Origin of the sequence: Cupriavidus sp. WKF15, assembly GCF_029278605.1 — a bacterium.
GTDB lineage: Bacteria > Pseudomonadota > Gammaproteobacteria > Burkholderiales > Burkholderiaceae > Cupriavidus.
On the sequence record NZ_CP119572.1, the window covers coordinates 2,061,217 to 2,083,626 of the forward strand.

Here is a 22,410-nt window from a genome sequence, read left to right on the forward strand (position 1 = left end):
CGGTAAGTATTCTGTGATGTCTGGGATGGGCTGGGCGCGGCCGCGCCGCATCAGGCGAACTGGCGCAGGAAGCGCACGTCGCCTTCGAAGAACAGGCGCAGGTCGTTGATGCCATAGCGCAGCATCGTCAGGCGCTCCAGGCCAGAGCCGAACGCGAAGCCGATGTAGCGCTCCGGATCCAGGCCCATATTGCGCAGCACGTTCGGGTGCACCTGGCCGGAGCCGGAGATCTCCAGCCACTTGCCATTGCCGAACGCCATGTCGATCTCGGCCGACGGCTCGGTGAACGGGAAGTACGACGGGCGGAAACGCACCTGGATATCGTCGCGCTCGAAGAACTTGCGCAGGAAGTCGGTGTACACGCCCTTCAGGTCCGCAAAGCTCACGTCCTCACCGATCCACAGGCCCTCGACCTGGTTGAACATCGGCGAGTGCGTGGCATCGCTGTCGACGCGGTAGGTGCGGCCCGGGCAGATCACCTTGATTGGCGGCATCGGCTTGCCGGCATACTTCTCCACGTGCATCTTGGCGTAGCGCACCTGCATCGGGCTGGTGTGCGTGCGCAGCAGCAGGAGCTTGTCGTCGCTGTCGCGGCCGTCGATATAGAACGTGTCCTGCATCGAGCGCGCCGGATGGTTGTCCGGGTTGTTCAGCGCCGTGAAGTTCATCCAGTCGGTTTCGATCTCGGGGCCGTCGGCCACATCGAAGCCGATCGAGCCGAAGATCTGTTCCACGCGCTCCCACGTGCGCATGACCGGGTGCAGGCTGCCGCGGCTGACCGCACGGCCCGGCAAGGTCACGTCGATGGCTTCGGCGGACAGGCGCGCGTTCATCAGCGCATCGGCCAGCGCCTGGCGGCGCGCCGTCAGCGCGGCCTCGACCTGCTGCTTGACCTGGTTGATGCGCGCGCCTTCGCTCTTGCGCGTTTCCGGGTCGAGCTTGCCGAGGCCCTTGAGCAGCTCGGTCAGCGCACCGGTCTTGCCGAGGAACCTGGCTTTCTCGTTTTCGAGCGTGGCGTTGTCGTTGGCGGCGGCGAAAGCGGCCTGGGCTTCGGCGACGATTTGATCCAGATCCTGGGACATGGCGGTCGTGGAAATAGCTTGGCGCCGTGACACGACATCTGCCGCGGCGAGGGTTGGGGTTCGTTTCGAATGGCGTTTCGGCACTGCCCGTGCGTAGTGGCGGGACAATCGCCGAAACGGCATTCGAAAATGGAAACGGGGCCCCGTGAGAGCCCCGTTTCAGCAGACCTTGCGGTCGGTGCTTGCCCGGCAACCTTTACAGGTTGCCGCAGCCGGCATCAGGCAACGGTGGCTTTCACCTGGTTGACGATGGCGGCAAAGGCAGGCTTGTCGTGAATAGCCATGTCCGACAGCACCTTGCGGTCCAGTTCAATCGAGGCCTTCTTCAGACCGTTCATGAACACGCTGTAGGTCATGCCATGCTCACGCGTCGCGGCATTGATACGCGCAATCCAGAGCGCACGGAACACGCGCTTCTTGTTGCGGCGATCGCGGTATGCGTACTGGCCAGCACGCATGACCGCCTGCTTGGCGATGCGATAGACATTATTGCGACGGCCGCGGTAACCCTTGGCAGCGTCGATGACTTTCTTGTGGCGGGCCCGTGCAGTAACCCCACGCTTAACTCGAGGCATTGAATACTCCTTTCGCTGTCGTTAGAGGTTATGCGTACGGCATCATTGCGCGCACCGACTTCAGGTTCGTCTCATGGACGTCCTGGGTACCACGCAGGTGACGCTTGTTCTTGGTGGTCTTCTTGGTCAGGATGTGACGCTTGAAGGCCTGGCCACGCTTGAACGAACCGTTCGGACGGGCAGTAAAGCGCTTGGAGGCGCTTTTCTTCGTCTTCATCTTCGGCATGAAAAACTCCAGCTCTATGACATGCATGCAGGTGGACGGCTGACGCCGACGCTTGCAAGACCCGCATCCACTTGTTGTTGCACGGTTCCCCGAAAGGGTTCCGCGCCACTTCCACGCGACACGATGCCGGAATGCCTTGGCATCCCGGCCGCCGCATCGCGCAAAAATTACTTCTTCTTCTTGGGGGCGAGCACCATCACCATCTGGCGCCCTTCCATCTTCGGCATCTGCTCGACCTGGCCGATTTCCTCCAGGTCCGCCTTCAGGCGTTCGAGCACGCGCGCGCCGATTTCCTGGTGCGCCATCTCACGGCCACGGAAGCGCAGCGTGATCTTGGTCTTGTCGCCGTCTTCCAGGAATCGCTTCAGGTTGCGCAGCTTGACGTTGTAGTCGCCGTCATCCGTGCCAGGGCGGAACTTCACTTCCTTGACCTGGATGATCTTCTGCTTCAGCTTCGCCTCGTGCGCGCGCTTGGCTTCTTCGTACTTGAACTTCCCGTAATCCATGATGCGGGCGACGGGCGGAGTCGCGTTCGGGGCGATCTCCACCAAATCCAAGTCCTTATCCTCAGCCAGGCGAAGCGCGTCCATGAACTTGACGATGCCAAGCTGCTCGTTATCAACCCCTACCAGGCGCAGTTCGGGCGCACTGATCTCCCGGTTGATGCGGTGACCTTTGTCCGTAGCGATGTTCCGTTACCTCAAGAAGACAAAAAAACAAGCCGTGCTTCCGACCCATCAGGCTTTGCTGGCAACGTCCTGTTGCAGACGTTCCACAAACGCGGAAACGGGCATCACACCCAGATCCACATTGCCTCGGGCACGCACGGCCACTTGATTGGCATCCCGCTCCTTGTCGCCCACCACCAGCAGGTAGGGAATCTTCTGAAGCGAATGCTCGCGAATTTTATACGTAATTTTCTCGTTACGCAAATCGGCCTTCGCCCTAAACCCTTGTTTTAGCAGCGATTGCACGACGTTTTCGGCATATTCAGCCTGCGATTCCGCGATATTCATGACCACCACCTGCTCTGGCGCCAGCCAGGCGGGCAGCGCACCTGCGTGGTTCTCGAGCAAGATACCCAGGAAGCGCTCGAACGACCCGAGGATCGCCCGGTGCAGCATAACCGGACGTTTGCGCGAATTGTCCTCGGAGACGTATTCGGCATCCAGGCGCTCCGGCAGCACCAGATCAAGTTGCAGCGTGCCGCACTGCCATGAGCGGCCAATCGCATCCTTGATGTGGTACTCGACCTTCGGGCCATAAAAGGCCCCCTCGCCCGGCAGCTCTTCCCATTCCACACCACAGGCGCGCAGGGCCAGGCGCAGGCCTTCCTCCGCATGATCCCAGACTTCGTCCGAGCCGGCACGCTGGTCCGGTCGCAAGGACAGCTTGACCGCCACATCCTTGAAGCCGAAGTCGTCGTACACCGAGAACGCCAGCTCGTTGAACGCCTTGGCCTCGGCCACGATCTGCTCTTCCGTGCAGAAGATATGCGCATCGTCCTGCACAAAACCGCGCACGCGCATCAGCCCATGCAGCGCGCCTGACGGCTCGTTGCGGTGGCAGGCACCGAACTCGGCCAGGCGCAGCGGCAGGTCGCGGTAGGAGCGCAGCCCGTGATTGAAGATCTGCACATGACCTGGGCAGTTCATCGGCTTGATCGCGTAGTCGCGCTTCTCCGACTCCGTGACAAACATGTTCTCCTTGTAGTTCTGCCAGTGGCCGGACTTTTCCCAAAGCGAACGGTCCATCACCTGCGGCGTACGCACTTCGTCGTAGCCAGCCTCCGTCAGGCGGCCGCGCATGTACTGCTCGACGGCCTGCCACACCTGCCAGCCCTTCGGATGCCAGAACACCATGCCGGGCGCCTCTTCCTGCAGATGGAACAGGTCAAGCGACTTGCCGAGCTTGCGATGGTCGCGCTTCTCGGCCTCTTCGAGCATATGCAGATAGGCTTCCTGGTCTTCCTTCTTGGCCCAGGCCGTGCCGTAGATGCGCTGGAGCATCTCGTTGTTGGCATCGCCGCGCCAGTAGGCGCCGGCCACCTTCATCAGCTTGAAGACCTTGAGCTTGCCTGTGGACGGCACGTGCGGGCCGCGGCACAGGTCGACAAACTTGCCTTCGCGGTACAGCCCGATCTCCTGGTCAGCCGGAATCGAGGCGATGATCTCGGCCTTGTACTTCTCGCCCATCGACTCGAACAGCGCCACCGCTTCGTCACGGTTCCACACCTCGCGCGTGACCTTCTCGTCCTTGCGCGACAGCTCCGTCATCTTCTTCTCGATGGCGGCGAGGTCTTCCGGCGTGAAGGGGCGCTTGTAGGCGAAGTCGTAGTAGAAGCCGTTCTCGATCACCGGCCCGATCGTCACCTGCGCTTCCGGGTAGAGTTCCTTGACCGCATAAGCCAGCAAGTGGGCCGTGGAGTGGCGGATGACATCAACGCCGTCGGCGTCCTTGTCCGTGATAATGGCCAGCGCCACATCGCGATCGATCGAGTAGCTCGTGTCGACGAGGTTGCCATCCACCTTGCCAGCCAGCGCGGCCTTGGCCAGGCCCGTGCCGATGCTTTGCGCCACTTCGGCAACCGTCACCGGGCCGGGAAACTCGCGACGGGACCCATCCGGCAGCGTGATTGCGATCATTTCGACTCTCCAGGATTCCACCCCGGCGCCTGGCGCTCGGCGGGCGGATCAAACTGCATCTTTTGTAGCACCGGCCCACCGCTAAAAAAGCGGCGCGCCGGCAACGTTCTTGGTGCTTGCGCACGGCAGGCGGCAAGCTTATCAGGCAGCTGGCAGGCGACAGACGAAAAAAAACGCGGCCAAGGCCGCGTTTCTCTTTGTCAAATCCGGACTCAACCGGGACGGAGGCGCACCTCGACTACTGTCGCATACCAGCGGTAGTAGTTCGCGGTGTCATGAACATGATGCCCTTCCGTTCCTTGTGAGATTGAATCGGACTTGCCACACTGTGTTGTTGTACTGCTCTTGTACAGCTTTACTGCAATTCGTTGGTAGGCTCGATTGGACTCGAACCAACGACCCCCACCATGTCAAGGTGGTGCTCTAACCAGCTGAGCTACGAGCCTAGCGAAGCAGCAATTATAGCCTTACTTTCTCCGCGCTTGCAATACCCCCTGCACATCTTCGATCAGCGACAGCGCGCGCTGGAGTTGCGTGGCCTCCGACACCTCGGCCGTGAACTGCATGCGCGCCACGCCCTTGCTCGACAGCGTCTTCACGCCGGTGACGTTGATCTTCTCGCGCGACAGCACTTCGGAGATATCGCGCAGCAGCCCCTGGCGGTCGACGGCCTCGACGTGGATGTCGACCGGATACACCGCATCACTCTTCTTGCCCCATTCGGTCTGGATCACGCGCTCGGGCGCACGCGCCGAAAGCTGCTGGAACGTGTGGCAGTTGCGCCGATGGATCGATACCCCGCGCCCGCGCGTGACGAAGCCCACGATCTCGTCGGGCGGCGCCGGCTTGCAGCAGCGCGACATCTGCGTCATCAGCGAGTCCACCCCGACCACGAGCACGCCGGTCTTGGCCCCGCGCGCCACGCTGGTGGCACGGCTCTTCTTGGTGACGGCATCCTCTTCGCTGACTGGCGCCTGCACCTCCCCTTCCGGGTGCCGCAGCGCGTGCTCCACATGGCGCAGGCTGAACTCTTCCTTCGCCACCGCGGCAAACAGCTCGTCCGGCGACTTGAAGCCGAGCCGCGTAGCCAGGTCTTCGAGCTTGACCGCGGTCTTGCCTTCGCGCTGGAGGGTCTTGTCGATCAGCACGCGCCCCTGCGCGATGGTCTCCTGCGAGTCCAGCGCATTGAACCACGCGCGCACCTTGGCCCGTGCGCGGCTGCTGGCCAGGTAGCCCAACTCCGGGTTGAGCCAGTCACGCGATGGCCCGCCCTGCTTCACCGCGATGATCTCGACCGTCTGGCCATTCTTCAGCGGCGTATTCAGCGGCACCATGGTGCCATCTACGCGCGCGCCGCGGCAGCGGTGGCCAAGGTCGCTGTGCAGGTAGTAGGCAAAGTCCAGCGGCGTGGCGCCCTGCGGCAGCGCGATGACGCGCGCCTGCGGCGTCAGCACATAGATGTGATCGTCGATCGCCGCATGCTTGAGCTGCTCCCACGGCGATTCATCGTGGGCCACGCTGTGGTCGGCGTCGTCTTTCCACGCCAGCAGCTGGCGCAGCCACGCGATCCTCTCGTCGTAGCTGTCGCTTGCGGCGAACTGTCCGCTATAGCCCTTGCTGCCCGCTTCCTTGTAGCGCCAGTGCGCCGCCACGCCGTACTCGGCGAAGTGGTGCATTTCATGCGTGCGGATCTGCACCTCGAACGCCCGGCCGTCGTCGCCGATCACCACCGTGTGCAGCGACTTGTAGCCATTCGACTTGGGCCGCGAGATGTAGTCGTCGAACTCGCGCGGGATCGGCTGCCAGATGTGGTGGACGATACCAAGCACCGTATAGCAGTCCTTGATGTCGTCCACGATTACGCGAAAGGCCCGCACATCGTACAGGTCAGCAAAGTCCAGCTCCTTGCCGCGCATCTTCTTCCAGATGCTGTAGATATGCTTGGGCCGCCCGCTCACCTCGGCGCGGATGCCGGCCTCGGCCAGCTCCGACTGCAGGCGCGCGATGGCGCTGGCGATATAGCCTTCGCGTTCGATGCGCTTTTCGTCGAGCAGCTTCGCGATGCGCTTGTAGGTATCGGGCTGTTCGAAGCGGAACGCCAGGTCTTCCAGCTCCCACTTCATCTGCCAGATGCCCAGGCGGTTGGCGAGCGGCGCGTAGATGTCGAGCGTCTCGCGCGCGAGACCGGGCAGCGGCTCGCGCTTGTGCTGCGCCATCCAGCGCAGCGACTGCAGCCGCGACGCCAGGCGCACCAGCACCACGCGGATATCCTGCGCGAATGCCAGCAGCATCTTGCGCAGCGCCTCCACCTGTTCGTGCCGGGCCTGCGCCACGTTGCGCGAATCCTCCTGCACGTCGTGTCCGCCCGCGATGGCGCCGATGCGCAGCAGCTGCCGCACGCCCTTCACCATCCTGCAGACATCCTCACCGAAGCGCGCCTCGATGTCCGCCTCGGTCGCGGGCGCGAACTCGGCCAGCGGAAACAGGCAGCAGGCGGCGCGTGCGGCATCGTCGACGCGCAGGCCGTCGAGGATGCGCAGCATCCCTTCCGCATGCGAGAGCACCGGCTCGCCGGTTGGCAGCAGCGCATCGCCCGCATGATCGCGCACGTACGCCAGCGCACGTTCGACCATGTCGGCGTCCGGTACACCGGCAACCTGGCCTGCCAGGTCGGTGGACGTCACCATAGAGTCACCATGTCACCACGCCGTGTTCAGTTGAGCGCAGCGGTCACCACCACTTCGATCAGGTAATCGGGATTGGCCAGCTTCGCTTCGACGGTGGCACGCGGCGGCGTGTTGCCCTGCGCCACCCACGCGTCCCATACCTCGTTCATCGCGCCGATCAGGGCGATGTCGGTCAGGAAGATCTGGCACGACAGGATGCGCCTCTTGTCGCTGCCGGCCTCTGCCAGCAGGCGATCGATGTGGCCCAGCACTTCGCGGGTCTGGCCATGGATGTCGGCCTTCGGGTCGACTTCGGGCACCTGCCCGGCCAGGTAGACCACGCCGTTGTACACCGCGTATTCGGACAGGCGCTTGCCCACGTGGGCGCGCTTCAGTTCGTTGCTGCTCATGACATTTAAAACGAGTTCTGGTTGATACGAACGATCCGGCCCCGCGCCGCTCAGGCACCGCCCAGGAAAAACTGGCGCGCCACGGCAATCTGCGCCGGATCGATAAAAGTCGGTGCATGCCCCACATCCGGGATTTCCACCGAACTGACATGCTTGCCGCGGGCCACCATGTCCGCCACGGTGTCGCGCAGCAGCAGGTCCGATTGCGCACCACGCACGACCAGCACCGGCGCCGTGATGGCTTCAAACATCTGCCACATGGCGGCCTCGCCCGCGGCGAGCTGCTCCGGCGTGGCACCGCGGAACGGCACGGCCAGCGCCGGATCGTAATGCAAGCCCCATTCCAGGCCCTGCGCTCCCTGCACGGGCTTAAGGATCGCGGCATTGAGCTCGCGCCACTGTTCCGGCGTATGGCGTCCGAACGAGGCGCTGATGGTCTGCAAATAGGCCAGCCCTTCCTCAAAGGTCTTGAAGCGCACCGGCAGCCCGACGTAGGAACCGATCCGCTCCACGGCCGAGGCCGTGATGCGCGGACCCACGTCGTTGAGCAGCAGCTTGCGCACCGGCGAATTGGGCAGCCCCGCCAGGCCCATGCCGATCAGCCCGCCCATCGAGGTGCCGAACCAGTCGACCTTCTCCACGTTCAGCCTGGCGATCAGCGTGACCATGTCCGCCATGTACTTCGGCACTACATATCCGTTCGGATCGCCCAGCCAGTCGGAACGCCCGCGGCCCGCCACGTCGGGGCACACCACGCGGTAATCGCCGCACAGCGACTGGGCCAGCGCGTCAAAGTCACGGCCCGTGCGCGTCAGGCCGTGCACGCACATCAGCACGCGCGGATTGGCCGGATCGCCCCATTCGTGGTAAGCCATGCGGTGCAGGCCCGCCGGACTGATGCACTGAACAAAGCCGAGGCGCGGACTGACAGACATCTGAACTCCCTGACGAACCGGCCGCCGCACGGGCGTTGCCGGAGGTTGAGCAAAGCAGGATTGTACGCCGCAGCGGTTACAATGCCACTGCACAAGTCCACTGCGTCGGCCGCAGCACTGCGGCGATCGCGACGCGATTCGGCCGGACGCATCCGGCCACCCATTCTCTCGATCTCGACGGAGGCTTACATGCTCAAAGGCAAGACGGCACTGGTAACTGGCTCGACCAGCGGCATCGGACTCGGCATCGCGCAGGCACTAGCGGCACAAGGCGCCAACATTATCGCCAACGGCTTTGGTGACGTGGAGGACGCAAAGCGCGAGATCGCGCAGGCCGGCGCCGGCATCAAGGTGGGCTACCACGGCGCGGACATGAGCAAGTCGTCCGAGATCGAGGACATGATGCGCTATGCCGAGACCGAGTTCGGCGGCGCCGATATCCTCGTCAATAACGCGGGGATCCAGTTCGTGGCGAATATCGAGGACTTCCCGACCGACCGCTGGGACGCGATCATCGCCATCAACCTGACCTCGGCCTTTCACACCACGCGCCTGGCATTGCCCGGCATGAAGCAGAAGAACTGGGGCCGCATCATCAATGTCGCTTCGACCCACGGGCTGGTGGCGTCGGCGCAGAAATCCGCCTATGTGGCGGCCAAGCACGGCATCGTCGGCCTGACCAAGGTCACCGCGTTGGAAACCGCGCAGACCGGTGTCACGGCCAATGCCATCTGCCCGGGCTGGGTGCTGACGCCGCTGGTACAGAAGCAGGTCGATGCGCGCGCGCAGAAGGAAGGCATCCCGGTCGAGCAGGCCAAGCGCGAGCTGGTGATCGAGAAGCAGCCGTCGGGCCAGTTCGTCACGCCCGAGGAACTCGGCGCGCTGGCGGTGTTCCTGTCTTCGGAGGCGGCACGCCAGGTGCGCGGCGCAATCTGGAACATGGACGGCGGCTGGGTCGCGCAGTAAGCCTGACACCGCGCAACGCAAAAAGCCCCGCTGCGAAGCGGGGCTTTTTGCATCCGGCTGAGGCGCTTACAGCAGCGGCGCGCCGGTCTTGCTCTGGATTTCCTCGCGGCTCACGCCCGGGGCGGTTTCCACCAGCTTCAGGCCGTCGGCCGTCACATCGATGACGCCCAGGTCGGTGATGATGCGGTTGACCACGCCCACGCCGGTCAGCGGCAGGTTGCATTCCTTCAGGATCTTGATGTCCTCGGTGCCGTCCTTCTTCTTGGCGGTGTGTTCCATCAGCACCACCACGCGGCCGACGCCGGCGACCAGGTCCATCGCGCCGCCCATGCCCTTGACCATCTTGCCCGGGATCATCCAGTTGGCCAGGTCGCCCTTCTCGCTGACCTGCATCGCGCCCAGGATGGCCAGGTTGATATGGCCGCCGCGGATCATCGCGAAGGAATCGGCCGACGAGAAGATCGACGAGCCCGGCAGCGTCGTCACGGTCTGCTTGCCGGCGTTGATCATGTCGGCGTCGACTTCGTCCTCGGTCGGGAACGGGCCGATGCCAAGCAGGCCATTTTCCGACTGCAGCCACACCTCCATGCCTTCCGGGACCCAGTTGGCCACCAGGGTCGGCAGGCCGATACCCAGGTTGACGTAGAAACCGTCCTGCAGCTCGCTCGCCGCGCGAGCGGCCATTTCGTCACGTGTCCATGCCATGATGTCTCTCCCTCTTACTTGGCGGCACGCACGGTGCGCTGCTCGATGCGTTTCTCGGGGGTGGTGTTCAGCACCAGGCGCTTGACGAAGATACCAGCCAGGTGGATCTCGTCCGGGTCCAGTTCGCCGGTTTCGACGATGTGCTCGACCTCGGCAATGGTGAATTTGCCAGCCATGGCGCACATCGGGTTGAAGTTGCGCGCGGTGCGGCGGAACACCAGGTTGCCGGCCTTGTCGGCCTTGTATGCCTTGACCAGCGCCACGTCGGCGGTCAGCGAACGCTCCATCACGTACTTTTCGCCGTCGAATTCGCGGATTTCCTTGCCTTCGGCCACGACCGTGCCCACGCCGGTCTTGGTGAAGAAGGCCGGGATGCCCGAGCCGCCGGCGCGCAGCTTCTCGGCCAGCGTGCCCTGCGGCGTGAATTCGAGCTCGAGTTCGCCGGCCAGGTACTGGCGCTCGAACTCCTTGTTCTCGCCCACGTAGGACGAAATCATCTTCTTGATCTGGCGCGTGGCCAGCAGCTGGCCCAGGCCGAAGCCGTCCACGCCGGCGTTGTTGGAGATGCAGGTCAGTTGTTTGACACCGGTGTCGCGCAGCGCGGCGATCAGTGCCTCGGGAATGCCGCACAGGCCGAAACCGCCCACGGCGATCGTCTGGCCGTCGCGGACGACGCCTGCAAGCGCCTCCGCGGCGCTGGCGTAGACCTTGTTCATGCTTCGCTCCTTCCTCGGTAGTCCCCTGTCGCCTGACCCGCCGCCGGGTTGTGCGGCGGACGACGCAAGGAAATTGTAACGGTACAATCGGCGGCGGGCGCCGCGTTCTCGTCCGACCGAAAGGATACGCAAGCCGCGCCACCTACGCCATTACGTAAAAATACATAAGTAGATGCCCGCCATCGATTACCAGACCGCTTTCCAGCTCGCCCCCGTGGGCCTGGTGCTGTCCCGCGAGCGCATGATCGAGGACTGCAACGACGAAGTCTGCCGCATCTTCGGCACCACGCGGCAGGCGCTGATCGGCGAATCATTCCAGGTGCTCTACCCTACGGCCGACGAATTCGAGCGCACCGGCGCGCGCATCGTGCCGATCATGAACAAGCGCGGCATGTATTCGGACGAACGGATCATGAAGCGCGCAGGCGGCGAGCTGTTCTGGTGCCACGTCACCGGCCGCTCGCTGGACCGCTCGCAGCCGCTCGGCGCCGGCATCTGGACGTTCGAGGACCTGTCGCAGAAGCGCCAGGTCACGGCCGAGCTGACCGCGCGCGAGCGCGACATTGCAGCGCAACTCGTGGAAGGCAAGACCAGCAAGCAAATAGGCAAGCTGCTGGCAATCAGCCCGCGTACGGTCGATATTTATCGGGCGCGGCTGATGAAGAAATATGGGGCCAGTACGTCGGTCGATCTGGTGCAGCGGTTGGTGAACCACTGAGACCGGATTCGGGGAGGGTTTCTCCCCGGCAAACTTCAGCACATCATGCTTCGATGATCGCCCGGATCTCCGCAGGCACCGGCACTGACTTCTCCGCCGCATAGTCGCACCACACCACCTTGGCGCCACCTTCGGCCCATATGACATCGGGCATGTCGGTACGCACGATCTCCATGCGCGTCTCGAAGCTCGTGCGCCCAAGCTGCCCCGCATAAACGCGGCATTCGATCGTGCCCGGATAGCGCAACTGCTTCAGGAACGTCATGTGGGCATTGATGATGACCGGCCCCTGCCCGGTCGCATCCTTGCCGCCGCGACCGAGCGATGCAAACCACTCGATGCGCGCCTGCTCCATGTACTGGAAATACACGGTGTTGTTGACATGGCCCATCGCGTCCATGTCGCCCCAGCGGATCGGCATGACCGCCGTATAGACGTGCTTCATCACGGTCTCCAAAGCAACAGGCCCGCCGTTGCCGGCGGGCCTGTCCGTTGATTTAGCGCTTGGCGATCGAGGCTTCCGCCTTGGTCACCAGGTCCGCGCCAATCTGCTTCTTCCACTTGTCGTAGACCTTGGCGGTCGCCTTGCGGAAGGCATCGTGCTCGGCCGGGGTCAGGTGCGTGACCTTGACGCCATGACCTTCCATGTCCTTCCACGCCGGCGCGCCCGGCTCGGCCAGGCCCTTGCGGGCCAGCGCGATTTCCTGCTTGCCGGCGTCGATGGCGGCTTGCCTGACGATCTCGCGGTCAGCCGGCGTCCAGCTTTCCCAGATCTGCTTGTTGACCACGAAGATCAGCGGGTCGGCCACATAGCCCCAGGTGGTCACGAACTTCTGGCCCACCGTGTACAGCTTGGCCGCCGCGAACACCGACTGCGGGTTTTCCTGGCCATCCACGGCGCCCGAGGCCATGGCCGGCTGCGCATCGGCCCAGCTCATCTGGGTCGGGTTGGCGCCCAGCGCGTTGAAGGTCTCGATGTACAGCGGCGAACCTACCACGCGCAGCTTCATGCCCTTGAGGTCGTCCGGCTTGCGGATTTCCTTCTTGGAATTGGAGACCTCGCGGAAACCGTTCTCGCCCCAGGCCAGCGGCACCACGCCGGCCTTTTCCAGCGTCGTGAAGATCTGCTTGCCGACTTCGCCCTGGGTCAGGGCATCGAGCGCCTTGTAGTCGGGCATCAGGAACGGCAGCGAGAACAGGTTCAGTTCCTTGACCTGCGGCGACCAGTTGATGGTCGAGCCCACGGCCATGTCGATCACGCCCTGGCGGATCGCCGAGAACTCGCGCGTCTGGTCGCCGGCCACCAGCGAGGTACCAGGGTACAGCTTGATGTTGATGCGGCCGTTGGTGCGCTGCTTGACCAGGTCAGCCCAGATCTCGCCGCCCTTGCCCCATGGGAAGGCCGGGCCGAGCACCAGCGACATCTTGTACTCCGGCTTGTAGGTCTGGGCCATGGTGGCAGCGGGCGCAAAGGCGGAGGCAGCGATCGTGGCAGCGATCGACAGCATCAGGGCACGGCGTTTCATCAGGTCTCTCCTCTTGGGAATCGTTGCTTGTTGTTTGTCGCAGGTTTGTCGTAGCAAAAATCAGTAGCCCAGGTAGTCCGGCAGCCAGGTGGCCAGCGGCGGGTAGGCCAGCACCATCAGCATGGCGATGAACATCGCCAGCAGCATCCAGATCACCCAGGGCACGGTCTCTTCCATGCGCACACGGGCAATCCGGCACGACACCATCAGGTTCACGGCCAGTGGCGGCGTGAACTGGCCCAACGCCACCTTCAGCGTCAGCACCACGCCGAACCATACCGGGTTCCAGTGGAAGGCGTTGGCGATCGGCAGCAGCAGCGGCACGAAGATCAGGAAGATCGAGATGCCATCGAGGAACATGCCCACCGTCATCAGCAGCAGCACGATCAGCGCCAGCACGCCATATTCGCCCAGCCCGGAGTTGGCGATGGCGTTCGCGAGCGGATCGATCACCCCCAGTGTGGAGAGCGCATAAGCGAAGATGCCCGCCAGCGCGACCACCAGCAGGATCACAGCCGAGGTCTCGGCCGCCTCCTGGAAGATCACGAACAGGTCCTTCATGCCGATGCTGCGGTAGATCACCATGCCCACGAACAGGCCGTAGACCACCGCCACCACCGCGGCCTCGGTCGGCGTGAACCAGCCGGCGCGCATGCCGCCCAGGATCAGGAACGGCGCCACCAGGCCCCAGGCCGCCTCGCGCAGGCTCTTCCAGAACGGCGGGCGCGGCAGCGCGGCTTCGATCGCGCCCATATTGTGCTTGCGTGCGAGCCACACCGCCGGCACGATCAGCGCCACGCCGGCCAGCACGCCAGGGACCATGCCGGCCGCGAACAGCGCCGGCACCGAGGCGCCCGGCACCAGCACGCTGTAGATGATGAAGGCCACCGAGGGCGGGATCAGGATATCGGTCGCCGCGGCCGCGCCAACCACCGCCGCGCTGTATGAGCCCGGATAGCCGGCCCGCGACATCGCCGCGATCATCACGCCGCCGACCGCCGCCGCGTTGGCGGGACCAGAGCCCGAAATGCCACCCAGAAACATCGCCACCAGGATCGCCACCAGCGGCAGCATGCCCGGACCGCGGCCGACGATGGCGATGGCGAACGTCACCAGCCGCTGCGCCACGCCGGAGCGATCGAAAATCGAGCCGACCAGCACGAACATGGGGATGGCCAGCAGCGGATACTTGGCCAGGCCCGCGTAGAAGTTCTGCGGCACGGCCAGCAGGCCGAACATCTGGGTATCGAGATTGGACAGGCCGATGGCAACCAGGCCGCCCAGCCCCAGCGACACGCCGATGGGCACGCCCAGCAGCATCAGGCCGATAAAGACCACGAACAGGATGATGGCGATCAGCGTCATTGCACTTGCCCCACCTGTTCGTTGCGGGCGGCATGCAGCGCCTTGAGCGCGCGCACATTGCGCGCCATCAGCCCGAACGCGCGCAGCGCGATCCCCGCCGACAGCACGGGCAGCCAGACCGAATACCACCAACTCGGCACGCCGATGCCCGGCGAGGTTTCGCCGAAGGTGTACTCATCCCACGTAATGCGGGCGCCCAATATGGCCAGCGCGATGAACATCACGGCGACGGCCAGCGCCGACAGGATGGCCAGCCGCTTCTGCCGCGCCTGGCTGCCGCGCTCGAAGAAGAATTCGATGCGGATATTGCGGTCGCGCGCCACGGCCGCGCTGCCGGCGACGAGCGCCAGCACGATCATCAGGAAAACCGAAAATTCCTCGGTCCAGGCAAAGGACTCGTCGGTGAAGTAGCGGACCACCACGTTGGCGAAGGTGATGCAGACCAGCAGCACCATCACGATCACGCCGATCCAGTCCTCGACGCGGGGCGAAACCCGGAATTCGGCGTCCTGCGCCTCGTCTGCCGCCTGCGGGATGACCGCGGAATCGACGACGTGTTGCGGCACGGCGTCGCGCCGTGCCTGCTCTTGTTGCTCCATCTCCCCGGCCTCCGGTCCGGGCTGCTCGGGCCAGACGGCCACCGCAGCTTATTTGTATGTAAAGACTTAATCAGAAAACATGGCGGATTATGCCAAGACTGGCCCGCGCTTTGTCGGGTTTTATTGCCACGGGTATGGAAGCCGCGCTCGAATATCGCCCAGGGGGACCGGATAAGCCCTGGATAATCGAAACCCTTTCACTGCCCTTCGGCTTTTGGCCGAGGGCAGCGCAGCCGCAGTGCAGCGGCAGTGCGGCGCCTGGGCGCGCTCAGACCATGCCGTCGTCGGCGGTGATCACGGCGCCGTTGATGAACTGCGACTGGTCCGAAGACAGCAGCAACAGCAGGCCGTCGAGATCTTCGGGCTTGCCCAGGCGCTTGCGCGGCAGCATCTGGATCAGTTTCTGGCCGGCATCGGTGTCCCAGTGGTGGTGGTTGATGTCGGTATCGATATAGCCGGGGCAGATCGCGTTGACATTGATGCCATGGCGCGCCCATTCGAGCGCCATGGCCTTGGTCATATGCACCACCGCCGCCTTGCTCATGCAGTAGATGCCGATCTGCGACAACACCTTCAGGCCCGCCACCGAGGCGACATTGATGATGCGCGCCTGCGGCAGCGGGTTGCCGTTCTTCTCGGCACCCTTGGCACGCGCCATCATGCGCTTGGCCACTTCCTGAGCGACGAAGAAAGCGCCGCGGGTGTTGGTGTTGAAGACGAAATCGAAGTCTTCGGCGGTGACATCCGTCAGCTTCTGCGTCGTGGAGACACCGGAATTATTGACGAGGATATCGATGGCGCCCGCTTCGGTTTCCGCATGTGCCACGGCCGCCCGGATGCTGGCCGGATCGGTCACGTCCAGGCGCACCACATGGGCGCTGCCGCCATCGGCCTCGATCGATGCGCGCAGCTCCTTCAGGCGTTCCGTGCGGCGCGAAGCCAGCACCACCTTGGCGCCGGCGGCGGCAAGAACGGTTGCAAAACGCGAGCCCAGCCCGCTCGAGGCACCGGTCACGAGCGCGACCTTGCCTTCCAGATTGATCGACAAACCCATATCTACCCCGCGTGCTGGCCTGACCGTAGACCGTGGTGACCGTGTGGCGTACCCTGCCTAATGAGGACTGGAAGGCAGAATACCAAAAAAAAGAACGACCGTTCCAAAAAAATCCTTGCCTGAGGGTGACGAGTCCCGGACAATGCCGGAGATTCTAAGAACTTGGCCCGTAAAGGGAAAGAGGGAAAACGCGCGGAACTGCGTGTCCTGGCGTCCTTTGCAAGCAGCCGGTTCCATACGAACAGACAAGGCAGTTTCCACAATTGCAGGCAAGGCGCCAAGAAACAGAGGGTTAGAGACAATGGATCAGCAGCAACTCCTGGAGCAGTTCGGGCCACGCGAGGCCATGGAATACGATGTGGTCATCGTCGGCGGCGGCCCCGCCGGCCTGGCCACGGCCATCCGCCTGAAGCAACTTGCGCAGGAGAAAGGCAACGACGTCAACGTGTGCGTGCTCGAGAAGGGCTCCGAGCCTGGCGCGCACATCCTGTCGGGCGCCATCATGGACCCGCGCGCGCTCAATGAACTGTTCCCGGACTGGAAGGAACTGGGCGCGCCGCTGAACCAGCCTGTCACCGAGGACAAGTTCCTGTTCCTCAACGAATCGGGCTCCAAGGGCACCCCGAACGCGCTGTTGCCGGAATGCTTCCACAACCACGGCAACTACATTGTCAGCCTGTCCAACGTCACGCGCTGGCTCGGCCAGCAGGCCGAAGCGCTCGGCGTGGAAATCTTCCCCGGCTTCCCGGCCGCCGAAGTGCTCTACAACGAAGACGGCTCGGTCAAGGGCGTGGCGACCGGCAATATGGGCATCGGCAAGGACGGCGAGCCCACCGATAACTTCCAGCTCGGCATGGAACTGCATGCCAAGTACACCATCTTCGCCGAAGGCGCGCGCGGCCACCTCGGCAAGCAGCTGATCGCGAAGTACAAGCTCGACACCGGCAAGGATCCGCAGAGCTACGGCATCGGCATCAAGGAACTGTGGGAGATCGACCCGGCCAAGCACCAGCCCGGCCTGGTGGTCCACACGGCCGGCTGGCCGCTGGATCCGGCGACCTACGGCGGCTCCTTCCTGTACCACATGGAAGACAACAAGGTCGCGGTCGGCTTCGTCGTCGGCCTGGACTACACCAATCCGTGGCTGTCCCCGTTCGAGGAATTCCAGCGCTTCAAGACGCATCCGGAGATCCGCAAGTACTTCGAAGGCGGCAAGCGCCTCAGCTACGGCGCGCGCGCCATCACCGCCGGCGGCCTGCTGTCGCTGCCCAAGACCGTGTTCCCGGGCGGCGCGCTGGTCGGCTGCGACGCCGGCTACCTGAACGCCTCGCGCATCAAGGGCAGCCACGCCGCCATCAAGACCGGCATGCTGGCCGCCGAAGCCGCCTATGACGCGCTGCAGGCCGGCCGCCAGGGCGACGAGCTGAGCGCCTACCCGGCTGCCTTCGAACAGAGCTGGCTGTACAAGGAATTGCTGCAGGCCAAGAACTTCAAGCAGTGGTTCAAGAAGGGCCGCACCACGGCCACGCTGATGACCGGCATCGAGCAGTGGCTGCTGCCGAAGCTCGGCATCCGCAACCCGCCCTGGACCATCCACCGCACCAAGCCCGACCACGTCTACCTGAAGCCGGCGGCCGAGTGCGAGAAGATCGTCTACCCGAAGCCGGATGGCAAGCTGACCTTCGACCGCCTGAGCTCGGTGTTCATCAGCAACACCAACCACGAAGAGAACCAGCCGGCCCACCTGACGCTGAAGGACGCCAGCGTGCCGGTCAACGTCAACTGGGAAAAGTTCGCCGGCCCCGAAAGCCGCTACTGCCCGGCCGGCGTGTACGAGTTCGTGCAGGACGAGACCTCGGGCAAGGAACGCCTGCAGATCAATGCGCAGAACTGCGTGCACTGCAAGACCTGCGACATCAAGGACCCGACGCAGAATATCGTGTGGGTCACGCCGGAAGGCGGCGGCGGTCCGAACTACGTGAACATGTAAGAGACCTGCCCGGCCATGCGCCGGGCCGCCATGCAAAAGAGGCACCTTCGGGTGCCTCTTTTGTTTGGTTTGAAGTGGAAAAACAGCGCCGCCCTAGACCGACAGGCCGCTGCCAAGCAGCAGTTGCTCGTAGATGAAGCACTGCAGCAGCGTCATCTCGCGCTCGCCGAGGACGTCGAAGGCAATGCCGAACGCCGGGTAGTCGGCATCCCCATGACCTTCGGCCACGACCAGGGCATCCGCAAGGATTTCGCTGTCGATCGACGCGGTGCGCAAGCGAAAGCGCAGCTGAACCCGGCTGCCGACGGCGGGTGCCGGCCCGGATGCCTGTACCAGCGCCCCGCCCGTACTGAGATCCGACACCATCACCAGGCGCGCGGCGCCGTTCGCGAGATCCACGGAAAACGTGTCGTGATCGCCGTCCTGCGACTGCGTCATGTAGGCGGCGAGCCGGGTTGGCACGCGCGCAGCCTTGCGCACCGGCATCTGGTCGAGCTGCGCCGGTGCCGACAGCACCAGGTAGCGGAACGGACTGCGGCACACCGCCGTGACGGTCGACGTAAAGCTATGGATGACACGCCCCGAGAAGCCGCGCAGCAGCAGCGTGTCGCCGGCCTGCACCACCAAGTCACGGCCACCCAGCTGCGGCCACGTCACAAACAGGCCCTGGTCGACGAAGCCGATCAGGCGGCTGGCCGCAGCGCGGCCGCTGTCCCCCGGCTGCTTGACGTGCAGCAGCGTCCCGACCTGCAGGCCCAGCGGCCCCGGCGGCGGCAGATCGGCCGGGGGATGCTCGCCCGAATCGGCCTCCTGGCGGCACAGCAGGCCATGGCGGAACACCAGTGCCAGGTCCCGGACATCGGGGATGACGTTGCCGCTGCCCAGCACGAGATTGCCTTCGCCATCCAGCAGCGACCAGGGCAACGGCGCCCCCACGGGAAGATCGTTGGGAGAGAGATCGATCATGATTGTTCCGGCATGCAATGTGGCCAGGGACTGGCCAGGGATCTGACGCCCGCCCATTGAGCAGCGTTCGTCACCCGATTCATATCGACCGATATCCGGAAAGATTGAGCCGATTTTTCAGATGGCCCACCCCTTGACGGCGGCACCGGTGATCGGCAATATTCGCCATAATCTGTCTGACAGCCTGACATCTATCATGGTGGACATCCTTCAACGCCCGGCCTCGCTGGCCAACCGCATCGCCCAGTCGCTGCGCGAAGAGATTGCCGCGGGCCGGTTCTCCGCCGGTGCGCGGCTGCCTGCCGAGTCCGCGCTCGCCACCACGTTTGGCGTCAGCCGCCCGATCGTGCGCGAGGCCATCGCCCTGCTGAAGGCGGACGGGATCCTGGTGACGCGCAAAGGCGCCGGCGCCTACGTCTCGGACACGCCGGGCGGGCAGGCGTGGCGTGTCGCGAGCGCCCCGGACGGCGGCCCCAGCCTGCCCCAGTTGTTCGAACTGCGCATGGTGGTGGAAACCGCCTGTGCCGAAATGGCGGCGGCGCGCCGTACCGACGCCGACCTGCGGCAGATTCGCGCGGCCCTTGCCGCCATGCAGGATCACGCCGCGGACTTCGCTGCCGCGGCCGCCGCCGATATCGCTTTCCACCACGCGATTGCCCAGGCCGCGCACAACCCCTGCTTCACCGGGCTTACCGATTTCGTGAGCCAGCAGATGCTGGCCGCGCGCCAGCGCGCCTGGGAAAACACGGCCCGGTTGCGGGCAGAAAGCGGCGCCGCGCGGGCCGCGGATCTGGAGCATGCCGCACTGGCGGAAGCGATCGCCAGCGGCAGCCCGGCCGCCGCGCGGGAAGCAGCGCTTCAGCACCTGAGCGCCGCCGCGCAGCGGCTGGGCCTGCCCCTGGCCTGAACGTGGCCAAGCGGCAATCGGAAACGGCATCAAACTGAACTGAGGAAAGAAGATGGATAACGTGGATTGCGTCGTGATCGGCGCGGGCGTCGTGGGGCTGGCGGTGGCCAGGGCGCTGGCGATGAACGGGCGCGAAGTCATCATCCTGGAGGCCGAGAACGCCTTTGGCACGATCACCAGCGCGCGCAACAGCGAGGTCATCCACGCCGGGATCTATTACCCGGCCGGCTCGCTCAAGGCCGAACTGTGCGTGCGCGGCAAGGAAATGCTGTACGAATACTGCGCGTCCCACCATGTCGCGCACCAGCGCTGCGGCAAGCTGATCGTGGCCACGAGCGAAACGCAGGTGGCCACGCTGGAAGGCATCCGCGCCAAGGCCGCGGCCAATGGCGTGCATGACCTGCGCTTCCTGACGCGCGCCGAAGCGCAGGCACTGGAACCGCAACTGCAGTGCCACGCCGCCCTGCTCTCACCTTCCACCGGCATCATCGACAGTCACGGGCTGATGACCGCCCTGCTCGGCGACGCCGAGAACGCCGGCGCGATGCTGGCGGTGCAATCACCGGTGCTGCGCGGTGCGATCACTTCCGCAGGCATCGAACTCGAGGTTGGGAATGAGGATGGCGGCAGCACCACGCTGCTGGCGAGGACGGTCGTCAACGCTGCCGGGCTGACCGCGCCAGAGCTGGCGCGACGTCTCGACGGCATGCCGGACGCCTTGATTCCACCGCAGTACTACGCCAAGGGCTGCTATTTCACGCTGGCCGGCCGCGCGCCGTTCTCGCGGCTGATCTATCCGGTGCCCGAAGCCGCAGGACTTGGCGTCCACCTGACGCTGGACATGGGTGGCCAGGCGCGCTTTGGTCCGAACGTGCGCTGGATCGACGAGATCGAATACAGCGTCGACCCCGCCGACGCGGACAGCTTCTACGATGAGGTCCGCCGCTATTGGCCGGGCCTTGCCGACAGTGCGCTGCAGCCGGGCTATGCCGGTATCCGGCCAAAGATCAGCGGCCCGCACGAGGTCGCGGCCGACTTCCGCATCGACGGCCCGGCCGCGCACGGCGTGCCGGGACTGGTTCACCTGTTCGGCATCGAGTCGCCGGGGCTGACCTCGTCGCTGGCCATCGCGGAACGCGTGGCTGCCGAATTGGCCTGAATCGCGGCCGGCACGGCCGGACCACCGCGGAAACTCATCAAAGCGCACACCGCGCCGGCAGCTGCCGCGGCCGCCGCCAGGCCAAACGTGTGCGCGGGCGCCAGTACCTTCCAGGTCCAGCCCATCACCAGCCCGCCGAGCGTGCCGCCGACGCCATAGGAAATCCCCGTGTACAGCGCCTGCCCACGGCCTTGCAGCGGCCCGGCGAACCAGTGCTGCAAGCGTTTGAGGCTGGCGCTGTGGTGCGCGGCAAAGGTCGCTGCATGCAGCACCTGCACAGCCGCCATCAGCCACAGGGCTTCAGGGAAGTAGCCGGTCAGGCCAAACCGCACCGTGGCCAGCAGGAACGTGCCGGCCAGGATCGTCCCCAGCGGCACGCGCGCGAACAGCCGCCCCTGAAAGTAGAAGAAGACGATCTCCGCCACTACGCCGATGGTCCACATCACGCCGATCGCGAACTTGCTATAGCCGAGCCGCTCCAGGTAGAGCGAATAGAACACGTACAGCGCCGCGTGCGCGAACATCATCAGAAAGGCGGACGCGAAAAACCAGGCCACATCGGGCCGGCGCAGCAGCGGCAACGCGGGTGGCGGACGCACGCGCGGGCCTTCGTCGGGCGCATCGCGCATGCCGAACACCATCGCCATCAGGATCGCCAGCATGGTGCTGGCCACCCATGGGAAGGCCTGCATGCCGAGTTGCTGGAACAGCGCGCCGCCCGCCAGCACTGCGGCAATGAAGCCCACCGAGCCGAACATGCGGATGCGGCCGTAACGGTGGTCGAAGGCACCGTAGCGGCGCAGCGTGGAAATGGTCAGCGCATCGCCAAGCGGCGACATCGCGCTCGAGATGAAACTGATGGCGACCATCATCGCCATCATGCCGCCATAGCTGTGTACGGCCGGCAGCGCCAGAAAAGCGACCAGTGAACCGACCGCCGTCAGCCGCAGGATGCGCACGCGCGTGTGCATCATGTCCGACAGCCAGCCCCATGCGTAGGGCCCGAGGATGCGGCTGAACTGGAACGAGGCCATCAGCACGCCGATCTGCACCGGCGTAAAGCCGCGCGCGGCGAAGAACAGGCTGACGAACGGCGAGATCACGCCGACGTAGCCGTAGTACCCCAGGTAGAAGAGACCGAAGCGGCCGTAGTCAGGCCGCGCCGGAATGCCGGCGACGGTCTTGGGCGCCGCGCCCAAC

General features: G+C 64.6%; 22 protein-coding genes and 1 tRNA gene. 5 read left to right on the forward strand and 18 right to left on the reverse strand.

The annotated features are described in order from the left end of the window. Window positions 1-50: 50 nt before the first annotated feature. From pheS to CupriaWKF_RS09575, 9 genes are all read right to left on the reverse strand, one after another. Window positions 51-1,082, reverse strand: a complete 1,032-nt coding sequence (pheS, locus tag CupriaWKF_RS09535) for a phenylalanine--tRNA ligase subunit alpha (protein WP_276097664.1) — start codon at window positions 1,080-1,082, stop codon at window positions 51-53. Between the two features lie 218 nt (window positions 1,083-1,300). Further along, window positions 1,301-1,657, reverse strand: coding sequence for a 50S ribosomal protein L20 (gene rplT, locus CupriaWKF_RS09540; protein WP_008650487.1), 357 nt, complete (start codon window positions 1,655-1,657; stop codon window positions 1,301-1,303). Window positions 1,658-1,685: 28 nt separating this feature from the next. Next, complete coding sequence (gene rpmI, locus CupriaWKF_RS09545) at window positions 1,686-1,883, reverse strand: 50S ribosomal protein L35 (protein ID WP_011297448.1); 198 nt, start codon at window positions 1,881-1,883, stop codon at window positions 1,686-1,688. Window positions 1,884-2,050: 167 nt separating this feature from the next. Further along, a complete protein-coding gene (gene infC, locus CupriaWKF_RS09550; RefSeq protein WP_276100741.1) occupies window positions 2,051-2,572 on the reverse strand; it encodes a translation initiation factor IF-3 in 522 nt (173 codons plus the stop codon). Between the two features lie 48 nt (window positions 2,573-2,620). Then, on the reverse strand, window positions 2,621-4,528 hold the full coding sequence (gene thrS / locus CupriaWKF_RS09555; protein ID WP_276097665.1) for a threonine--tRNA ligase: 1,908 nt from the start codon (window positions 4,526-4,528) through the stop codon (window positions 2,621-2,623). 369 nt (window positions 4,529-4,897) lie between these two features. After that, window positions 4,898-4,974, reverse strand: a tRNA-Val gene (locus CupriaWKF_RS09560). A gap of 21 nt (window positions 4,975-4,995) precedes the next feature. Next, window positions 4,996-7,215, reverse strand: a complete 2,220-nt coding sequence (locus tag CupriaWKF_RS09565; RefSeq protein WP_276097666.1) for a bifunctional (p)ppGpp synthetase/guanosine-3',5'-bis(diphosphate) 3'-pyrophosphohydrolase — start codon at window positions 7,213-7,215, stop codon at window positions 4,996-4,998. Window positions 7,216-7,241: 26 nt separating this feature from the next. Further along, window positions 7,242-7,604 carry a RidA family protein gene (locus CupriaWKF_RS09570; protein ID WP_276097667.1) on the reverse strand — a complete coding sequence of 121 codons (363 nt, stop codon included), beginning with the start codon at window positions 7,602-7,604 and terminating at the stop codon, window positions 7,242-7,244. Between the two features lie 50 nt (window positions 7,605-7,654). Beyond that, the gene (locus CupriaWKF_RS09575; protein WP_276097668.1) at window positions 7,655-8,539 is read right to left on the reverse strand and encodes an alpha/beta hydrolase; all 885 of its coding nucleotides are present in this window, start codon (window positions 8,537-8,539) and stop codon (window positions 7,655-7,657) included. 189 nt (window positions 8,540-8,728) lie between these two features. Between CupriaWKF_RS09575 and CupriaWKF_RS09580 the strand changes: the two genes are divergently transcribed. Beyond that, a complete protein-coding gene (locus tag CupriaWKF_RS09580; protein ID WP_276097669.1) occupies window positions 8,729-9,505 on the forward strand; it encodes a 3-hydroxybutyrate dehydrogenase in 777 nt (258 codons plus the stop codon). A gap of 66 nt (window positions 9,506-9,571) precedes the next feature. On the opposite strand, the gene CupriaWKF_RS09585 is transcribed toward CupriaWKF_RS09580, so the two are convergent. Both CupriaWKF_RS09585 and CupriaWKF_RS09590 read right to left on the reverse strand, forming a co-directional pair. Then, window positions 9,572-10,210 (reverse strand): CoA transferase subunit B, encoded by a 639-nt coding sequence (locus tag CupriaWKF_RS09585; protein ID WP_276097670.1) that lies wholly within the window; start codon window positions 10,208-10,210, stop codon window positions 9,572-9,574. Between the two features lie 14 nt (window positions 10,211-10,224). After that, on the reverse strand, window positions 10,225-10,926 hold the full coding sequence (locus CupriaWKF_RS09590) for a CoA transferase subunit A (protein WP_276097671.1): 702 nt from the start codon (window positions 10,924-10,926) through the stop codon (window positions 10,225-10,227). 172 nt (window positions 10,927-11,098) lie between these two features. Between CupriaWKF_RS09590 and CupriaWKF_RS09595 the strand changes: the two genes are divergently transcribed. Then, the gene (locus CupriaWKF_RS09595; RefSeq protein ID WP_211950260.1) at window positions 11,099-11,644 is read left to right on the forward strand and encodes a PAS and helix-turn-helix domain-containing protein; all 546 of its coding nucleotides are present in this window, start codon (window positions 11,099-11,101) and stop codon (window positions 11,642-11,644) included. 43 nt (window positions 11,645-11,687) lie between these two features. On the opposite strand, the gene CupriaWKF_RS09600 is transcribed toward CupriaWKF_RS09595, so the two are convergent. The 5 genes from CupriaWKF_RS09600 to CupriaWKF_RS09620 form a co-directional block, all read right to left on the reverse strand. After that, window positions 11,688-12,089, reverse strand: coding sequence for an acyl-CoA thioesterase (locus tag CupriaWKF_RS09600; RefSeq protein WP_276097672.1), 402 nt, complete (start codon window positions 12,087-12,089; stop codon window positions 11,688-11,690). A 52-nt stretch (window positions 12,090-12,141) separates the two neighbouring features. Next, the gene (locus CupriaWKF_RS09605) at window positions 12,142-13,170 is read right to left on the reverse strand and encodes a DctP family TRAP transporter solute-binding subunit (RefSeq protein ID WP_276097673.1); all 1,029 of its coding nucleotides are present in this window, start codon (window positions 13,168-13,170) and stop codon (window positions 12,142-12,144) included. A gap of 60 nt (window positions 13,171-13,230) precedes the next feature. Continuing rightward, on the reverse strand, window positions 13,231-14,535 hold the full coding sequence (locus CupriaWKF_RS09610) for a TRAP transporter large permease (protein WP_276097674.1): 1,305 nt from the start codon (window positions 14,533-14,535) through the stop codon (window positions 13,231-13,233). Beyond that, on the reverse strand, window positions 14,532-15,134 hold the full coding sequence (locus CupriaWKF_RS09615; protein ID WP_276097675.1) for a TRAP transporter small permease: 603 nt from the start codon (window positions 15,132-15,134) through the stop codon (window positions 14,532-14,534). Before CupriaWKF_RS09615 ends, CupriaWKF_RS09610 begins: the two co-directional genes overlap by 4 nt. 268 nt (window positions 15,135-15,402) lie before the next feature. Further along, window positions 15,403-16,188 carry an SDR family oxidoreductase gene (locus tag CupriaWKF_RS09620; RefSeq protein ID WP_276097676.1) on the reverse strand — a complete coding sequence of 262 codons (786 nt, stop codon included), beginning with the start codon at window positions 16,186-16,188 and terminating at the stop codon, window positions 15,403-15,405. 301 nt (window positions 16,189-16,489) lie between these two features. On the opposite strand from CupriaWKF_RS09620, the gene CupriaWKF_RS09625 reads away from it, so the two are divergent. Continuing rightward, window positions 16,490-18,178, forward strand: a complete 1,689-nt coding sequence (locus CupriaWKF_RS09625) for an electron transfer flavoprotein-ubiquinone oxidoreductase (protein WP_276097678.1) — start codon at window positions 16,490-16,492, stop codon at window positions 18,176-18,178. 93 nt (window positions 18,179-18,271) lie between these two features. On the opposite strand, the gene CupriaWKF_RS09630 is transcribed toward CupriaWKF_RS09625, so the two are convergent. Beyond that, on the reverse strand, window positions 18,272-19,144 hold the full coding sequence (locus CupriaWKF_RS09630) for a flagellar brake protein (protein WP_276097679.1): 873 nt from the start codon (window positions 19,142-19,144) through the stop codon (window positions 18,272-18,274). 199 nt (window positions 19,145-19,343) lie between these two features. On the opposite strand from CupriaWKF_RS09630, the gene CupriaWKF_RS09635 reads away from it, so the two are divergent. After that, complete coding sequence (locus tag CupriaWKF_RS09635) at window positions 19,344-20,051, forward strand: FCD domain-containing protein (RefSeq protein ID WP_276100742.1); 708 nt, start codon at window positions 19,344-19,346, stop codon at window positions 20,049-20,051. A 52-nt stretch (window positions 20,052-20,103) separates the two neighbouring features. Continuing rightward, on the forward strand, window positions 20,104-21,210 hold the full coding sequence (locus CupriaWKF_RS09640) for an NAD(P)/FAD-dependent oxidoreductase (RefSeq protein WP_276097681.1): 1,107 nt from the start codon (window positions 20,104-20,106) through the stop codon (window positions 21,208-21,210). Here the strand turns inward: CupriaWKF_RS09640 and CupriaWKF_RS09645 are convergent. After that, window positions 21,132-22,409, reverse strand: a complete 1,278-nt coding sequence (locus CupriaWKF_RS09645; RefSeq protein ID WP_276097682.1) for an MFS transporter — start codon at window positions 22,407-22,409, stop codon at window positions 21,132-21,134. The two genes, CupriaWKF_RS09640 and CupriaWKF_RS09645, sit on opposite strands and share 79 nt — an antisense overlap. Window position 22,410: the final 1 nt, after the last annotated feature.

Excerpts from the sequence above, each read along its gene's own strand:
- pheS (WP_276097664.1), bottom strand. The coding sequence starts at position 1,082 with ATGTCCCAGGATCTGGATCAAATCGTCGCCGAAGCCCAGGCCGCTTTC.
- rplT (WP_008650487.1), bottom strand. The coding sequence starts at position 1,657 with ATGCCTCGAGTTAAGCGTGGGGTTACTGCACGGGCCCGCCACAAGAAA.
- rpmI (WP_011297448.1), bottom strand. The coding sequence starts at position 1,883 with ATGCCGAAGATGAAGACGAAGAAAAGCGCCTCCAAGCGCTTTACTGCC.
- thrS (WP_276097665.1), bottom strand. The coding sequence starts at position 4,528 with ATGATCGCAATCACGCTGCCGGATGGGTCCCGTCGCGAGTTTCCCGGC.
- CupriaWKF_RS09565 (WP_276097666.1), bottom strand. The coding sequence starts at position 7,215 with ATGGTGACGTCCACCGACCTGGCAGGCCAGGTTGCCGGTGTACCGGAC.
- CupriaWKF_RS09570 (WP_276097667.1), bottom strand. The coding sequence starts at position 7,604 with ATGAGCAGCAACGAACTGAAGCGCGCCCACGTGGGCAAGCGCCTGTCC.
- CupriaWKF_RS09575 (WP_276097668.1), bottom strand. The coding sequence starts at position 8,539 with ATGTCTGTCAGTCCGCGCCTCGGCTTTGTTCAGTGCATCAGTCCGGCG.
- CupriaWKF_RS09580 (WP_276097669.1), top strand. The coding sequence starts at position 8,729 with ATGCTCAAAGGCAAGACGGCACTGGTAACTGGCTCGACCAGCGGCATC.
- CupriaWKF_RS09585 (WP_276097670.1), bottom strand. The coding sequence starts at position 10,210 with ATGGCATGGACACGTGACGAAATGGCCGCTCGCGCGGCGAGCGAGCTG.
- CupriaWKF_RS09590 (WP_276097671.1), bottom strand. The coding sequence starts at position 10,926 with ATGAACAAGGTCTACGCCAGCGCCGCGGAGGCGCTTGCAGGCGTCGTC.
- CupriaWKF_RS09595 (WP_211950260.1), top strand. The coding sequence starts at position 11,099 with ATGCCCGCCATCGATTACCAGACCGCTTTCCAGCTCGCCCCCGTGGGC.
- CupriaWKF_RS09600 (WP_276097672.1), bottom strand. The coding sequence starts at position 12,089 with ATGAAGCACGTCTATACGGCGGTCATGCCGATCCGCTGGGGCGACATG.
- CupriaWKF_RS09605 (WP_276097673.1), bottom strand. The coding sequence starts at position 13,170 with ATGAAACGCCGTGCCCTGATGCTGTCGATCGCTGCCACGATCGCTGCC.
- CupriaWKF_RS09610 (WP_276097674.1), bottom strand. The coding sequence starts at position 14,535 with ATGACGCTGATCGCCATCATCCTGTTCGTGGTCTTTATCGGCCTGATG.
- CupriaWKF_RS09615 (WP_276097675.1), bottom strand. The coding sequence starts at position 15,134 with ATGGAGCAACAAGAGCAGGCACGGCGCGACGCCGTGCCGCAACACGTC.
- CupriaWKF_RS09620 (WP_276097676.1), bottom strand. The coding sequence starts at position 16,188 with ATGGGTTTGTCGATCAATCTGGAAGGCAAGGTCGCGCTCGTGACCGGT.
- CupriaWKF_RS09625 (WP_276097678.1), top strand. The coding sequence starts at position 16,490 with ATGGATCAGCAGCAACTCCTGGAGCAGTTCGGGCCACGCGAGGCCATG.
- CupriaWKF_RS09630 (WP_276097679.1), bottom strand. The coding sequence starts at position 19,144 with ATGATCGATCTCTCTCCCAACGATCTTCCCGTGGGGGCGCCGTTGCCC.
- CupriaWKF_RS09640 (WP_276097681.1), top strand. The coding sequence starts at position 20,104 with ATGGATAACGTGGATTGCGTCGTGATCGGCGCGGGCGTCGTGGGGCTG.